At 74.8% G+C, this 14,205-nt stretch carries 17 protein-coding genes; all 17 read left to right on the plus strand.

What is annotated here, in order from left to right; genetic code table 11:
- Positions 1-726: hypothetical protein (locus PYV61_RS10285; RefSeq protein WP_275831043.1), on the plus strand; the 726-nt coding region annotated here is incomplete at its 5' end.
- Between the two features lie 61 nt (positions 727-787).
- Positions 788-1,135 (plus strand): zinc ribbon domain-containing protein, encoded by a 348-nt coding sequence (locus tag PYV61_RS10290; RefSeq protein WP_275831045.1) that lies wholly within the window; start codon positions 788-790, stop codon positions 1,133-1,135.
- Positions 1,132-2,844 (plus strand): arginine--tRNA ligase, encoded by a 1,713-nt coding sequence (gene argS, locus PYV61_RS10295; RefSeq protein WP_275831047.1) that lies wholly within the window; start codon positions 1,132-1,134, stop codon positions 2,842-2,844. The genes PYV61_RS10290 and argS overlap by 4 nt, the downstream gene beginning before the upstream one ends.
- Positions 2,845-2,991: 147 nt before the next feature.
- The gene (locus PYV61_RS10300; protein WP_275831051.1) at positions 2,992-3,966 is read left to right on the plus strand and encodes a PfkB family carbohydrate kinase; all 975 of its coding nucleotides are present in this window, start codon (positions 2,992-2,994) and stop codon (positions 3,964-3,966) included.
- Positions 3,963-4,997 (plus strand): phosphoribosylformylglycinamidine cyclo-ligase, encoded by a 1,035-nt coding sequence (gene purM, locus PYV61_RS10305; RefSeq protein ID WP_275831054.1) that lies wholly within the window; start codon positions 3,963-3,965, stop codon positions 4,995-4,997. The genes PYV61_RS10300 and purM overlap by 4 nt, the downstream gene beginning before the upstream one ends.
- A gap of 14 nt (positions 4,998-5,011) precedes the next feature.
- The gene (locus PYV61_RS10310) at positions 5,012-6,013 is read left to right on the plus strand and encodes a hypothetical protein (protein WP_275831056.1); all 1,002 of its coding nucleotides are present in this window, start codon (positions 5,012-5,014) and stop codon (positions 6,011-6,013) included.
- Positions 6,014-6,029: 16 nt separating this feature from the next.
- Positions 6,030-7,196: a bifunctional diaminohydroxyphosphoribosylaminopyrimidine deaminase/5-amino-6-(5-phosphoribosylamino)uracil reductase RibD gene (gene ribD / locus PYV61_RS10315; RefSeq protein WP_275831058.1), complete on the plus strand. Its 1,167-nt coding sequence runs from the start codon at positions 6,030-6,032 to the stop codon at positions 7,194-7,196.
- On the plus strand, positions 7,181-7,813 hold the full coding sequence (locus PYV61_RS10320) for a riboflavin synthase (RefSeq protein WP_275831060.1): 633 nt from the start codon (positions 7,181-7,183) through the stop codon (positions 7,811-7,813). The genes ribD and PYV61_RS10320 overlap by 16 nt, the downstream gene beginning before the upstream one ends.
- A 4-nt stretch (positions 7,814-7,817) precedes the next feature.
- Positions 7,818-9,020, plus strand: coding sequence for a bifunctional 3,4-dihydroxy-2-butanone-4-phosphate synthase/GTP cyclohydrolase II (locus PYV61_RS10325; RefSeq protein WP_275831062.1), 1,203 nt, complete (start codon positions 7,818-7,820; stop codon positions 9,018-9,020).
- Between the two features lie 50 nt (positions 9,021-9,070).
- Positions 9,071-9,586: a 6,7-dimethyl-8-ribityllumazine synthase gene (gene ribH / locus PYV61_RS10330; RefSeq protein ID WP_275831064.1), complete on the plus strand. Its 516-nt coding sequence runs from the start codon at positions 9,071-9,073 to the stop codon at positions 9,584-9,586.
- Complete coding sequence (gene nusB, locus PYV61_RS10335; RefSeq protein ID WP_275831066.1) at positions 9,586-9,999, plus strand: transcription antitermination factor NusB; 414 nt, start codon at positions 9,586-9,588, stop codon at positions 9,997-9,999. Before ribH ends, nusB begins: the two co-directional genes overlap by 1 nt.
- A gap of 106 nt (positions 10,000-10,105) precedes the next feature.
- The gene (locus PYV61_RS10340; RefSeq protein ID WP_275831068.1) at positions 10,106-11,206 is read left to right on the plus strand and encodes a glycosyltransferase family 4 protein; all 1,101 of its coding nucleotides are present in this window, start codon (positions 10,106-10,108) and stop codon (positions 11,204-11,206) included.
- A 17-nt stretch (positions 11,207-11,223) separates the two neighbouring features.
- Entirely contained in the window at positions 11,224-11,547 is a 324-nt protein-coding gene (locus PYV61_RS10345; protein WP_275831070.1) for an HPF/RaiA family ribosome-associated protein, read from the plus strand.
- Positions 11,544-12,551 carry an HPr(Ser) kinase/phosphatase gene (hprK, locus tag PYV61_RS10350; RefSeq protein ID WP_275831072.1) on the plus strand — a complete coding sequence of 336 codons (1,008 nt, stop codon included), beginning with the start codon at positions 11,544-11,546 and terminating at the stop codon, positions 12,549-12,551. Before PYV61_RS10345 ends, hprK begins: the two co-directional genes overlap by 4 nt.
- Entirely contained in the window at positions 12,544-12,936 is a 393-nt protein-coding gene (locus PYV61_RS10355; protein WP_275831074.1) for a hypothetical protein, read from the plus strand. Before hprK ends, PYV61_RS10355 begins: the two co-directional genes overlap by 8 nt.
- Positions 12,926-13,435: a PTS sugar transporter subunit IIB gene (locus PYV61_RS10360; protein WP_275831076.1), complete on the plus strand. Its 510-nt coding sequence runs from the start codon at positions 12,926-12,928 to the stop codon at positions 13,433-13,435. Before PYV61_RS10355 ends, PYV61_RS10360 begins: the two co-directional genes overlap by 11 nt.
- A 1-nt stretch (position 13,436) precedes the next feature.
- Positions 13,437-14,132, plus strand: coding sequence for a PTS sugar transporter subunit IIC (locus PYV61_RS10365; RefSeq protein WP_275831078.1), 696 nt, complete (start codon positions 13,437-13,439; stop codon positions 14,130-14,132).
- Positions 14,133-14,205: the final 73 nt, after the last annotated feature.

The following is a 14,205-nucleotide window of genomic DNA, read 5'->3' on the forward strand; positions in this document are numbered from 1 at the left end:
GCCGCCGGCGGCGTGGGCGGGGTGGCGCTCGCCGCCGGGGTCGCGCTGCTGCCGGCGGGCGCGCTGGCCACGCTCGCACTCCCCGCCGCGATGCTGGCCTCGGTGGCCGCGACGCAGGCGCTGGGACGCGGCGCGCACTTCGCGCACCGCTGGCTGGCCGACGGCGAGGGGACGTACGTCCTGATCTCGCGCAACGAGCTTCCCTTCGCGCGCCTCGCGGCGGGGCCGGACGGCGGCTGGCAGCTGCGGTTCCCGTTCCTCCGGCGCTCGGAGTCGCCGACGCCGCTGCTGCGCGACGTGCTCAAGATGCCCGCGGCGCGCGAGGTGACGCTCACCGGTGCCGCGGCCGCCGAGGCGGCGCGCGTGCTCCTGCCGCTCGTGAACGGGAGCGGCGCCCGCGCCGCGCGGGTGCGCGACGCCGTGGGCGCGCTGGAAGAGCTGGGCGGGCCCGAGGCGGCGTTCCCCCGCGCCGCGGCGCGCGTGCGCGAGTGGGGCGCGCGGCAGACGTTCGGCGACACCGGCGCGCTGCTCTTCCTCCCCGAGGAGGTCCGACTGGCGCTGGAGATGGCGGCGCACGAGGACCAGGAGCGGCGCGCGCTGGAGGGGGAGCTGGCGGCGCTGGAGGGCGCCTGGCAGGACGCGGAGCGCATCGCGGCGATCGCCGACGGCCTGGCGCTGCCGGGCGCGGTCGAGGCGCGGTTCCGCCGGCTCAAGGGCGCGCCTTGAAGGCGCATCCGGGCCCGGGTATTCTTCGAAGCTCCGAACACCACAGATAAGTCACGTCGCCATGCCGACTTACGAGTTCCGCTGCCCGAACGGGCACGTCTTCGACCGCTTCCACCGGATCAGCGAGGTCCCCGCCACGGTCGAGTGCCCGACGTGCGGGGCGCCCGCCGAGCGCGCGATCTCGGGCGGCGCCGGACTCGTGTTCAAGGGGAGCGGCTTCTACCTCACCGACTACGGCAAGAACGCGCACCGCGGCACCGCGCCCGCGGCCAAGCCGGCGGAAGGCGGGAAGTCGGAGTCGTCGGGCGGCGAGTCGAAGCCGTCGGGCGGCGACGCGAAGCCGGCCGCGCCGAGTACCCCGTCCACGGGCGGCGCGACGAAGGGCGGCTCGTCGAAGGCGTCCGAATGACCGGCGCCGACGCCATCCGGGCGGAGCTGCGCCGGGCCGCCGCGGCCATCGGCGCGGGCGACGACGTCGACGTGGTGCTGCAGCGCCCGAGCGACCCGGCGTTCGGCGACTGGACGACCAACCTCGCGATGACGCTCGCCCGCGCGCTGCGCCGGAAGCCGCGCGAGATCGCCGACGACCTGATCGCGCACCTGCAGCTCGCCGACGCGGGGGTCCGGGCGGCCGAGGTGGCGGGGGCGGGGTTCATCAACTTCCGCCTCGACCCGGCGTTCGCCGCGCGCGGCGTGGCCGACGTGCTGCGGCAGGACGCGGCGTTCGGGCGCGTGCCGCCGGCCGGCGACGGCGTCGCGGTGGTCGAGTTCGTGAGCGCGAACCCGACCGGCCCGCTGCACGTGGGGCACGGGCGGCAGGCCGCCCTCGGCGACGCGATCTCGCGGCTGCTGGAGTGGAGCGGCGTGCGCGTGTCGCGCGAGTTCTACTACAACGACGGCGGCGCGCAGATCGCGAACCTCGCGCGCAGCGTCCTGGCGCACCTGCGCCACCTCGGCGGGGCCGCGCTCGAGATCCCGGAGGGGGGCTACCACGGCGACTACATCCGCGAGATCGCGGAGCGGTTCGCGGAGGAGCACCCCGACCACGCCGCGCGCCACGACGACGCGGCGTTCCAGGAGGAGGTGCGCCGCCACGCGGTGGCCGCGCTGCGGCAGGAGCAGAACCTCGACCTGCAGGCGTTCGGCGTCGCGTTCGACACCTACTACCTCGAGTCGTCGCTCTACGCCCCGGGCTCGGCGGCGTCGGCGGCCCGCTCGCTCGGCGCGTCGGACGGCGAGAGCGCGGTCGACGCGACGGTGCGGGCGCTGGTGCGCGCGGGCGCGACCTACGAGCAGGACGGTGCGCTGTTCCTGCGCACGACCGCGTACGGCGACGACAAGGACCGCGTGATGAAGCGCAGCGCGGAGAAGGGGGGCGACTACACCTACTTCGTCCCCGACGTCGCGTATCACGTCACCAAGTGGGACCGCGGCTTCCGCCGCGCGATCAACGTCCAAGGGAGCGACCACCACGGCACGGTCGCGCGCGTGCGCGCCGGGCTGCAGGCGCTCGGCGTCGGGATCCCGCAGGGGTACCCCGACTACGTGCTCCACCAGATGGTGACCGTCATGCGCGGCGGCGAGGAGGTCAAGATCTCCAAGCGCGCCGGCAGCTACGTCACGGTGCGCGACCTGCTCGACTGGGTCGGGCGCGACGCGGTGCGGTACTTCTACCTGCAGCGGAAGGGCGACTCGCACCTCGTGTTCGACGTCGACCTCGCGCGCTCGCAGAGCGAGGAGAACCCGATCTACCGCATCCAGATGGCGCACGCGCGGATGAGCGGGATCTTCCGCCAGGGCGGGCTCGACCCGGCGACGTTCGACGGGAGCGGCGTCGACTGGGCGCAGCTGGCGGCGCCGGCCGAGCTGGAGCTGATCAACGCGCTGGTCGACTTCCCGCGCGTCGTCGCGCAGGCCGCCGAGCACCTCGAGCCGCACCGCCTCGCGCAGTACCTGCTCGACACCGCCGGGCTGGTCCACGGCTGGTACCACAAGCACCACGTGCTGGGGCAGGAGGCGCCGCTGCAGGAGGCGCGGCTGGCGCTGGCGCGCGCCGCGCAGATCGTGCTGCGCAACGGGCTGGAGGTGCTGGGCATCTCGGCGCCGGATCGCATGTAGAGCACGCGTAGAGCGGGAGTCGTGACTGCGGGAGTCGACAGAGCGGGAGTCGTGACCGCGCAGTGCGCTCTTGCGACTCCCGCCGTCGACACTCCCGCAGTCGCGACTCCCGCGGTTTCGGAACGTCCAAACTTCCCGCCCACGCTGATGCCGGTCCTAGTGGTTGGTTCCGTCGCCCTCGATTCCGTCGAGACCCCGTTCGGCAAGGCCGAGGAAGTGCTCGGCGGCTCGGCCACGATGTTCGCGTCGTCCGCCTGCCACTTCGGGCCGGTGCAGCTCGTCGGCGTCGTCGGCAGCGACTACCCGCTCGAGAAGCTGGAGCCGCTGCGCGCGAAGGGCGTCGACCTCGCGGGGCTGGAGCAGGCGGAGGGGGAGAGCTTCCGGTGGCGCGCGCGGTACCGCCACGACCTGAACTCGGCCGAGACGCTGGAGACGCGGCTCGGCGTCTTCTCGCACTTCCGGCCGCAGATCCCGGAGGCGTTCCGCAACGCGCCCTACGTCTTCCTCGGGAACATCGACCCGCGGCTGCAGCGCGACGTGCTGCGCCAGGTCGCGCGGCCGAAGCTGGTCGCGTGCGACACGATGAACTTCTGGATCGAGAGCCGCCGCGCCGACCTGCTCGACCTGCTCGGCCACGTCGACCTGATCACGCTGAACGACGCCGAGGCGCGGCAGCTGACCGAGGAGGCCAACCTCGTGAAGGCGGCGCGCTGGATCATGGCGCGCGGACCGAAGCACGTCGTGATCAAGAAGGGCGAGCACGGCGCGTTCCTCTTCTCGGGCGATTCGATCTTCTTCGCGCCCGCCTACCCGCTGGAGTCGATCTTCGACCCCACCGGCGCCGGGGACTCGTTCGCCGGTGGGTTCATCGGCTGGCTGGCGGCGACGGACGACCTCAGCGAGGCGAACATGCGCCGCGCGGTGGTCTACGGCTCGGCGATGGGGTCGTTCGCCGTCGAGCGGTTCTCCAACGAGCGGACGGTCGCGCTGACGCTTCCCGAGATCGACCGGCGCGTCGCCGAGTTCCGGCAGCTGGTGGCGTTCGAGCACGCGCTCGACCGCGCGGCCGAGGGCGCCGCGACGCCGGGCGCCGAGCCGGGCGAGTTCGGGGCGGGGGCATGAGCGCGCCCGGGCAGCCGCTCGACTACCGCAGCGCGGGCGTCGATCTCGAGGCGGCGGAGGCGTCGAAGGACCGCCTCAAGGCGCTGGTCGAGAGCACGATGACCGCGGGCACGCGCGGCAAGTTCGGCGGCTTCGGCGGGATGTTCCGCATGCCGGCCGGGGCGCGCGCGCCGCTGCTCGTGTCGAGCGCCGACGGCGTCGGCACGAAGGTGAAGGTCGCGGTCGAGGCGGGGCGGCTCGACACGGTGGGGCACGACCTGGTGAACCACTGCGTCAACGACATCCTCGTGCAGGGCGCGTCGCCGCTCTTCTTCCTCGACTACGTCGCGTTCGGCAAGCTGGAGCCGCGGAACGTCGAGGCGGTGGTCGCCGGCGTCGCCGCCGGCTGCCGCGAGAACGGCTGCGCGCTGGTCGGCGGCGAGACCGCGGAGATGCCGGGCGTCTACACGCCGCCCGACTTCGACCTCGCCGGCTTCATCGTCGGCTGGGTCGAGGAGGACGCGGTGCTCGGCAGCGAGCGCGTGCGCCCCGACGACGTGCTCATCGGGATGGCGAGCAGCGGGCTGCACACCAACGGGTACTCGCTCGCGCGCCGCATCGTCGCCGACCGGCTCAAGCTGGGCCCGCACGACGCCTTCCCGGGGCTCGGCACGTCCACGGCCGACGCGCTGCTGGCGGTGCACCGCAGCTACCTGCCGGCGCTCGCGCCCGTGCTCGACCGGGTGCACGCGATGGCGCACATCACCGGCGGCGGGCTCCCCGGGAACCTCAACCGCGCGCTCCCCGAGCACCTCGACGCGGTGGTGGACACGACGACGTGGGAGGTGCCGCCGCTCTTCCGGGCGCTCGGTGACGCCGGGCACGTCCCTCGCGAGGAGATGTTCCGAACGTTCAACATGGGCGTCGGCATGGTGGCGCTCGTGGCGCCCGCGCACGCCGAGGCCGTGCTGGCGGCGGCGGCGTCGGCCTCGGTGCCGGCGTGGCGGCTGGGCCACCTGACCTCGGGAAGCGGGCGCGTCATCCTCTCGTGAACCGGGGAGTCGTCGTGACGCATCACCGTTCCCTCGCCGTCCTGTCGTTCCTCGCGCTGGCCTCGACGGCCGGGGCGCAGACCGCGGCCGCGCCGTGCGCCGCCGAGCCGACCTTCGTCCAGGACGCCTGCCAGAAGGCGGCGGACGTCTTCGCCTTCCTCGCCCCGCAGCTCGGCGCCTCGCTCGCCGGCGGCGGCGCGGTGCTCGGGCAGACCAGCACCCTCGGCGGCTTCCCGAAGTTCAGCATCGGGCTGCGCGTCAACGCGCTGCGCGGCGCCCTCCCGCAGCCGCAGGGGGTGACGCTGTCGCTCAACGGGCGACAGGCGACCGCGTTCCGCACCGAGAACCAGTGGGTCGGGCTCCCGACGGCCGAGGGCGCGGTCGGCCTCTTCGCGGGGATCCCGCTCGGCTTCACCAACGTCCTCGGCGTCGACGCGCTGGTGAGCGCGACGTACCTGCCGAGCGTGGACGACGACGACTTCGGCGTGCGCACCTCCGGCGGCGGGCTGCAACTCGGCTACGGCGCGCGCCTCGGCATCCTGCAGGAGACGGCGATCGTCCCCGGCGTGTCGGCGACGTACCTGCGCCGCCAGCTCCCGACCACGAACGTGGTCGCGCGCGTCGGCGTCGACTCGGTGCTCGTCGACGACGTGGACGCGAAGACCGACTCGTGGCGGCTGCAGGCGGGAAAGCGGTTCGCGATCATCGGCGTCAACGCCGGCGTGGGGCAGGACCGCTACGACTCGCGCGCGCGGGCGGGGGTGATCCTCAACCGCACGATCCCCGTGCTCGGCCAGGCACGCCTCGAGGACCGCGACGTGGCGTCGGTGCGGCAGGAGCTGACGCGGACCAACCTGTTCGCGGGCGCGTCGCTCAACTTCCCGATCGTGCGCTTCTCGGCCGAGATCGGGCGCGTGTCGGGCGGCGAGGTCCCGGCGACCTTCAACTCGTTCGGCGGCCGCGCGCCGGACGACGCGTACACCTACGGCGCCGTGGGTCTGCGCGTGCAGTTCTGAGGGCGGCGCGCGTGCGGTGAGGGAGTTCTCGCCCGCCGACGCGCGCCACATGCGCCGCGCGCTGCAGCTCGCGCGGCGCGGCCGGGGGCACACGGCGCCGAACCCCATGGTCGGCGCCGTCGTCGTGCGCGACGGCGCCGTGGTCGGCGAGGGGTGGCACCGCGCCTACGGCGGGCCGCACGCCGAGGTGCGCGCGCTGGCGGCGCCCGGCGGCGCGGCGCGCGGCGCGACGGTCTACGTCACCCTCGAGCCGTGCAACCACCACGGCAAGACGCCGCCGTGCACCGACGCGCTGCTCGCGGCCGACGTCGCGCGCGTGGTGGTCGCCGTGGCCGACCCGTTCCCGGCCGCGGCGGGCGGCGCCGCTCGGCTGCGCGCCGCGGGCGTGCGGGTGGACCTCGGGCTGCTCGAGGCCGACGCGCGCGAGCTCAACGCCCCCTTCCTGCACGCCGCGCTGGGCGCCGGGCGGCCGTGGGTGACGCTGAAGCTCGCGCTGTCGCTCGACGGGGCGCTGGCCGACCACACGCACGGTCCCGGGTGGCTCACCGGGCCGGCCGCGCGGCTGGCGGTGCACCGGATGCGTGCCGAGGCGGACGCGGTGGCGGTCGGGATCGGGACCGCGCTGGCCGACGATCCGGCGTTGACCGTCCGCGGGGCGCGGGCGCCGCGGGTGCCGCCGCTGCGGGTGGTGTTCGACCGGACGCTGCGCCTCCCGACCGGGAGCCGGCTGGCGCGGACCGCCCGGGAGGTCCCGGTGGCCGTGGTGACCGAGCCCGCCCCCGATCCCGCGCGCGCCGCCGCCCTGGAGGCGCTGGGGGTGCGGGTCGTCCCGGCGCCCGGGCTTGCGGCGGGGCTCGGGGCGCTGCGGCGGGAGCACGGGGTCCGCGCCCTGCTGGTCGAGGGGGGCGCCGGGCTGGCCGGGGCGCTGTGGGGGGCCGGGCTGGTGGACCGGCTGGTTATCTTCCAGGCGCCGGTGGTGCTCGGTGCCGATGCGCTCCGCCCGTTCACCGGCGTCTCGGGGCTGCGTGCGGCCACCGCGCCGCGCCTCCTCCCGGTCGCGCGCCGCGCCGTCGGCGCCGACCTGCAGACCGTGTACGCCGTCCACCCCGCGCCGGCCGCGGGAACTCATCCGCGGACGGGTACGTCACCCGGCGCCGCGGAGGGCGCGTGTTCACCGGACTGATCGACGACGTCGGGACCATCGAGGCGGTCGCCGAGACCGAGGCGGGGCGCGAGTTCCGCATCCGGACCCGCTACACCGGGCTGGTGGAAGGGGAGAGCATCGCCTGCGACGGCGTCTGCCTCACCGTGCGCGACTTCGGCCCCGTCGGGGGCGTCCCCGACGGCGGCAGCTGGTTCACCGTCGCCGCCGTCGTCACCACGCTCGGCCGCACCGCGCTCGACGAGTGGGCGGAGGGGCGGGGGGTGAACCTCGAGCGCGCCATGCGGGTGGGCGACCGGCTGGGCGGGCACCTCGTCCAGGGGCACGTGGACGGGGTCGGCACCGTTCGGTCGGTGGAGCGCCGCGGCGACGCCTGGCTCATCGACGTCGACGTGCCGGCCGAGATCGACGTGCTGCTGGTGCCGCACGGGTCGATCTGCGTGGACGGGGTCAGCCTGACCGTCAACGCGCTGCCGGCCCCCGGCGTGCTGCAGCTCTCCATCATCGAGTACACGCACCGGCACACGACGCTGGGGCGGCGGGGCGCCGGGGACCGCGTGCACCTCGAGGCCGACGTGGTCGGCAAGTACGTGCAGCGGCTCCTCGCGCCCTACGCGGCGTCCCTCTCCCGGGTCTGATCCCATGCCATTCGGTACCATCGAGCAAGCCATCGCCGACATCAGCGCCGGCAAGTTCGTCGTCGTGGCCGACGACGAGGACCGCGAGAACGAGGGGGACCTGATCTGCGCGGCGGAGCACGTCACGCCCGAGATGGTCAACTTCCTCCTCGGCGCGAAGGGGATGATCTGCCTCGCGCTCACGGCCGAGCGCTGCGCGCAGCTCGACCTGCCGCTGATGAGCGAGAACAACACGGAGGCGATGCGCACCGCGTTCACGGTGAGCATCGACGCCGCGCCGCGCTTCGGCGTGAGCACGGGGATCAGCGCCGCCGACCGCGCGGCGACGATCCGCGTGGCCGTCGATCCCGAGAGCGGGCCGCGCGACCTCGTGCGCCCCGGGCACATCCACCCGCTGCGCGCGCGCGACGGCGGCGTGCTGACGCGCGTCGGCCACACCGAGGCGGCGGTCGACCTGGCGCGCCTGGCCGGGTGCGCGCCGGCCGGGGTGATCTGCGAGATCCTCAACGAGGACGGCTCCACCGCGCGCCGCCCGCAGCTGGAGGCCTTCGCCGAGAAGCACGGGCTCACGTTCGTGACGGTGGCGCAGCTCGTCGCGCACCGCCTCAAGACCGAGCGCCTGGTGCACCGCGTCGCCGAGGCGCGCCTCCCCACCGACCAGGGGGAGTGGCGCATCGTCGGCTACCGGAACGACATCGACGGCGCGGAGCACGTTGCGCTGGTGCACGGCGAGATCGGCGACGGCGCCGGGGTGCTGGTGCGCATGCACTCGAAGTGCCTGACGGGCGACGTGTTCCACTCGCAGCGGTGCGACTGCGGCTGGCAGCTGCACCGCGCGATGGAGCTGATCACCGAGGCGGGGCGCGGCGTGATCGTGTACCTCGACCAGGAGGGGCGCGGGATCGGGCTGCTGAACAAGATCAAGGCGTACGAGCTCCAGGACTCGGGGGCCGACACCGTCGAGGCCAACGAGCGGCTCGGCTTCAAGCCCGACCTGCGCAACTACGGCATCGGCTCGCAGATCCTGCTCGACCTGGGGCTGCAGTCGATCCGCGTGCTGACGAACAACCCGCGCAAGCTGGTGGGCGTCGAGGGGTACGGGCTCGAGCTGCTGGAGAGCGTCCGCCTCCAGGCGCCGACGAACGAGGAGAACGCCTCGTACCTGGCGACCAAGCGGGCGAAGCTCGGCCACCTGCTGGCGTCGTGAACCGCCGTCCCCTGCCGGTTATCTTCCCGGCCGACCCCGATCCCGGATCCATGCCCGAGTTCGTCGGCACCCCGAGCGGCGAGGGCCGCCGCTTCGCCGTGGTGGCCTCCCGCTTCAACGAGCACGTCACGCAGAAGCTCGCCGAGGGCGCCGTCGAGGCGTTCACGCGCCACGGCGCGGACGCCGGCGACGTCGACGTCGTCTGGGTCCCGGGCGCGTGGGAGCTCCCCGCCGCCGTGCGCCGCGTGCTCGCCTCCGGGCGCTACGACGCGGTGGTCGCGGTGGGCGCGGTGGTGCGCGGCGAGACGCCGCACTTCGACTTCGTGGCCGGCGAGGCCGCGCGCGGGGTCGCCGACGCGAGCGCCGAGTTCGACGTGCCGGTGACGCTCGGCCTCCTCACGACCGACACGATGGAGCAGGCCGAGGCGCGCGCCGGCGGCACGCACGGCAACAAGGGGTGGGACTCGGCGATGGCGGCGATGGAGATGGCCGACCTGTTCGCGCAGCTCGACGCGGCCGCCGACGCCGAGGCCGAGCTGGCCGGCGGCGGCGAGGACGAGGGCTGATGCCGCGTCTCGAGAGCCGCGCCCGGGCGCGCGCGCTGCAGGCGCTGTACGCCTGGGACGTGCGCGGCGAGGAGGGACTGGAGCGCGTCGCGATCCGCGTGTGGGACGACCTCGGCATCGGCCCGGAGGAGCGCAAGCTCGCCAGCCAGCTCGTCGGCGTCATCATCAAGCACAGCCAGGCGATCGACGCGCAGCTCGCCGACGTCACCACCAACTGGCGCCTCGAGCGGCTCGGCGCGATCGAGCGCTGCGTGCTGCGCCTCGCCGCCGCCGAGCTGCAGCGCGGCGAGACCCCGCCGAAGGTCGTCATCCAGGAGGCCGTGCGCCTCGCGGAGCGCTACGGCAGCGCGCAGAGCGCGCGCTTCGTGAACGGCGTCGTGGACGCGCTCGCGCGGCGGATGGGGAGGCTGTGAACGGAGGAGCCCCCTCGACGCTCGACGCTCGACGCTCGATGCGGACGTCGCTGCGGCGGCGCGAGCGTCGAGCGTCGAGCGTCGAGCCGCGCGGAGTCGTGCGGCCTTGAGGATTCTCCTCGTCAACTGGCAGGACCGCGAGAACCCGCAGGCCGGCGGCGCCGAGATCCACCTGCACGAGGTGTTCGGCCGCGTCGCGGCGATGGGGCACGAGGTGGCGCTGGTCTGCGGCGGGTGGCCGGGGTGCCCGCCGCGCGCGCGCCTCGACGGGATCGAGGTCTACCGGGTCGGGACGCGCCAGACCTTCCCGTTCCTGGCGCGCCGGTTCGCGCGGCGCGTGGTGCGTCCGCAGGCGTACGACGTGCTGGTCGAGGACATCAACAAGGTCCCGATCTACGCCCAGACGTGGGGGGCGCCGCGGACGGTCGGGCTGGTGCCGCACCTGTTCGGCGGCACCGTGTTCCAGGAGGCGTCGCTGCCGCTGGCGACGGCGGTGTGGCTGGCCGAGCGGCCGATCGGGCTGGCGTACGGGCGGCTGCCGTTCCAGGCCATCTCGGAGAGCACGGCCGACGACCTGGCCGCCCGCGGCATCCCGCGCGACGCGATCCGCGTCATCTACTGCGGCATCGACTCGGCGCGCTTCACCCCCGACGCGGCGCGGCGCGCGCCGACGCCGACGTTCGCCTACCTCGGGCGGCTGCGGCGCTACAAGGGGGTGGACCTGGTGCTGCGCGCCTTCGCGCGGGTCCGGCACCCCGAGGCGCGGCTCCTGATCGCCGGGACGGGGGACTACCGCCCCGAGCTGGAGCGGCTGGCGGACTCGCTTGCGCTCTCCGGGCGCGTGGAGTTTCTTGGGTTCATCGGCGAGGCCGAGAAGCTGGAACTGCTGCGCCGATCGTGGGCGCTCGCGTTCGCGTCGCCCAAGGAGGGGTGGGGGATCACGAACCTCGAAGCCGCCGCGTGCGCCACGCCGGTCGTCGCCTCCGATTCGCCCGGGCTCCGCGAGAGCGTCCGGGACGGCGAGACCGGCTTCCTCGTCCCCCACGGGGACGTCGCCGCGATGGCCGCGCGCTTCGAGGAGCTGGCCGCCTCCCCCTCGTTGGTCGCCACGCTGGGCGCGCAGGGCCGGCGGTTCGCCGAGACGTTCACGTGGGAGCGCGCCGCGGTCGAGACGGCGGCGCATCTCGCCGAGGTGATCGACGGTTGAGCCAGGAGGGTAGCAGCGTGCGGGTCGTCTTCCAGCTCCACAATGCCGAGGTCGACACGGTGATCCAGTCGCGGGCGGCGCAGGCGGTCGAAAAGCTCGCCGGCCGGCTGCGACGCGTCGTCGACGCCACCGTGCGCGTGGCCGGCGGCGGGGCGCAGCAGCGGGTCGAGATCACCCTCCGTTCGCCGCGCCGCCCCGCGCTGGTGGCCGAGGGGACCGGCTACCGGCTCGACGTCGCGCTGCGCTCGGCCCTCGACGGGCTGGAGGCGCAGATCGCCAAGGTGCGCGAGGCGCGCGCGCGGCGGGTGCGCGCGGCGCGGCAGGACGCGGCGAGCGCGTGAAGCCCCGGCTGACGGTCCGCCAGCTGGTCGACCGGCTCGGCACCTCGGTGCCGCTGGAGCAGATCGGCGACCCCGTCGGCCTCGATCGCCAGGTCACGAGCCCCGAGGCGGCGAGCCCGGGGCTCGTGCTGTCGGGCTACTTCAACCGCTTCCCGCACGAGCGCATCCAGGTCTTCGGGGAGACCGAGGTCACGTACCTCAACTCGCGCGAGCCCGACGTGCGCCGCGCGACGCTGGAGGCGTTCTTCTCGCACCCGATCCCCTGCGCCTTCATCACGAAGGGGCAGGAGCCGCCGGCCGGGTTCCTCGAGCTGGCGGGGCGGGGCGGGGTGCCGGTGCTGCGCACGCCGATCAAGACGGCGGAGTTCTACCGCCTCATCAAGCCGTTCCTCGCCGAGGAGTTCGCGCCCACCGCGACGCTGCACGGGTCGCTGGCCGACGTGTTCGGCGTGGGGCTGTTCTTCACGGGGCCGAGCGGGATCGGGAAGAGCGAGTGCGTGCTGGACCTGGTCGAGCGCGGGCACCGGCTCGTCGCCGACGACCTCGTGATCGTGAAGCGGCGCGGCAACGACGTGCTGATCGGGAAGGGGCACGAGCTGCAGCGGCACTACATGGAGATCCGCGGCATCGGGCTGATCGACATCCCGGCGATCTTCGGGATCCGCGCCGTGCGGCAGCAGAAGCGCCTCGAGGTCGTGGTGCACCTCGAGGAGTGGAACCAGGACGCGGTCGTGGACCGGACGGGGCTCGACGGCGAGACGCACACGATCCTCGACGTCGAGCTGCCGAAGATCCGCGTGCCCCTCAACCCCGGGAAGAACATCACGGTGATCGCCGAGGTGATCGCCATGAACCACCTGCTGCGCTACAGCGGCGTGAACCCGGCCGAGGCGTTCAACCAGCGGCTGATGGCGCGCATGCGCGGCGACGGCGGCCCGCCGCCCGCGGGCGCGTCGGTCGCGCAGGCGGACCTGCGGCGCTACCTGCAGGAGGACGATGAGTAACGCGATCGCCGTCGTCGCCGGGCACGGCGACTTCGCGGCCGGCATCGTGTCCGCGATCGACCAGATCACCGGCCGCGGCGAGCTGCTGCTGCCGATGAGCAACCGCGGCCTCGGCGCCGCCGACATCGAGGCGATGCTGCGCGACGCGCTCGCCGCCGCGCCGGTGCGCGTGATCTTCACCGACCTGCCGGCCGGCAGCTGCACGATCGCGGCGCGGCGCGTGCTGCGCGAGCGCCCCGACCTGCGGCTGGTGATGGGGGCGAACCTCCCGGCGGTGATCGACTTCGTGCTGGCGGGCGAGGCGGCCGGCGACGACGCGCAGGCGGTGGCGCACGCGGTCGAGCGCGGGCGGCTGGCGTTGCAGGAGGTCGGCGGTGCCCGTTGAGCTCTACCGGATCGACGACCGCCTGATCCACGGCCAGGTGGTCGTGGGGTGGGGGCGCCCGCTCGACATCGGCTTCATCGTCCTCGTCGACGACGAGGTCGCGGCCAGCGAGTGGGAGCAGGAGCTCTACCGCATGGGCGTGCCGCCGGAGATGGAGGTGTCGTTCCACGACGTCGCCGGCGCCGCCGAGGCGCACGCGCGCTACCGCGCCGACGGGCGCCGCGGGATCCTGCTCACGGGCGACGTCGACACCATGCGCCGGCTGGTGCGCGCGGTCGCGGCGGCCGACCCGGCGGGGGCGATCCGGCAGGTGAACGTCGGCGGCATCCACCACCGCCCGGGGCGGACGCAGCGCATGCGCTTCGTCTTCCTCACGCCCGACGAGGAGCGCGAGCTGCGCGCGCTCGCCGGCGACGGCGTGCAGGTGAGCGCGCAGGACGTGCCGAGCGGGCGGCCGGTGCCGCTCGACGACGTCCTCGCGGGGCGCGGGCTGGACTGACGTGGACGGACTCTCGCCGCACGCGGACCTGCTGCGCATCGCGCTCCTCGGCGCGCTGCTGGGGCTCGACGTCGTGAGCTTCCCGCAGGCCATGATCTCGCGCCCCATCGTCGCCGCGACGGTGGCGGGGGCGCTGGTGGGCAACCCGGTGGGCGGGCTGCTGGTCGGCGCGGCGCTGGAGCTGTTCGCGCTCGAGACGCTGCCGGTGGGCGCGTCGCGCTACCCCGAGTGGGGGTCGGCGTCGGTGGTCGCGGGGGCGCTGTACGCGCAGCAGCCCAACGGGACCGCCGGCGCGCTGTGCGCGAGCGTGCTGGTGGGGCTGGTCACGGCGTGGGTGGGCGGCGAGTCGATGGTGCTGCTGCGGCGGCTGAACGGCCAGCTGGCGCGCGCGCACCTCGACCGCCTCGCCGCCGGCTCGGCGCGCAGCGTGGTCGGGCTGCAGCTGGCGGGGCTCGGCGGCGACTTCGTGCGCGGCTTCCTCATCACCGTCGTCGCGCTCGGCGCCGCGCAGCCGCTCGTGCGCATGGCGCTCGCGTCGTGGGGGGCGAGCCAGCGCTGGTCGCAGGCGTTCGTGATGACGCTGGCCGCGATCGTCGCCAGCGGGGCGGTGTGGAAGCTCGTGCACGCCGTGCCGCGGGCGCGCTGGCTGTTCGCCGGCGGGCTCACGGTGGGGCTGGCCGCGCTCGCGCTATGGTGAGCACGGTGCCCCCGCCCGCCGCCCCGCCGTCCGCCGCCCCCCCTGGCGGCGCGGCGCCGGCCCCGCCGCGCCC

This window comes from Roseisolibacter sp. H3M3-2, assembly GCF_029211165.1.
Lineage (GTDB): Bacteria > Gemmatimonadota > Gemmatimonadetes > Gemmatimonadales > Gemmatimonadaceae > Roseisolibacter.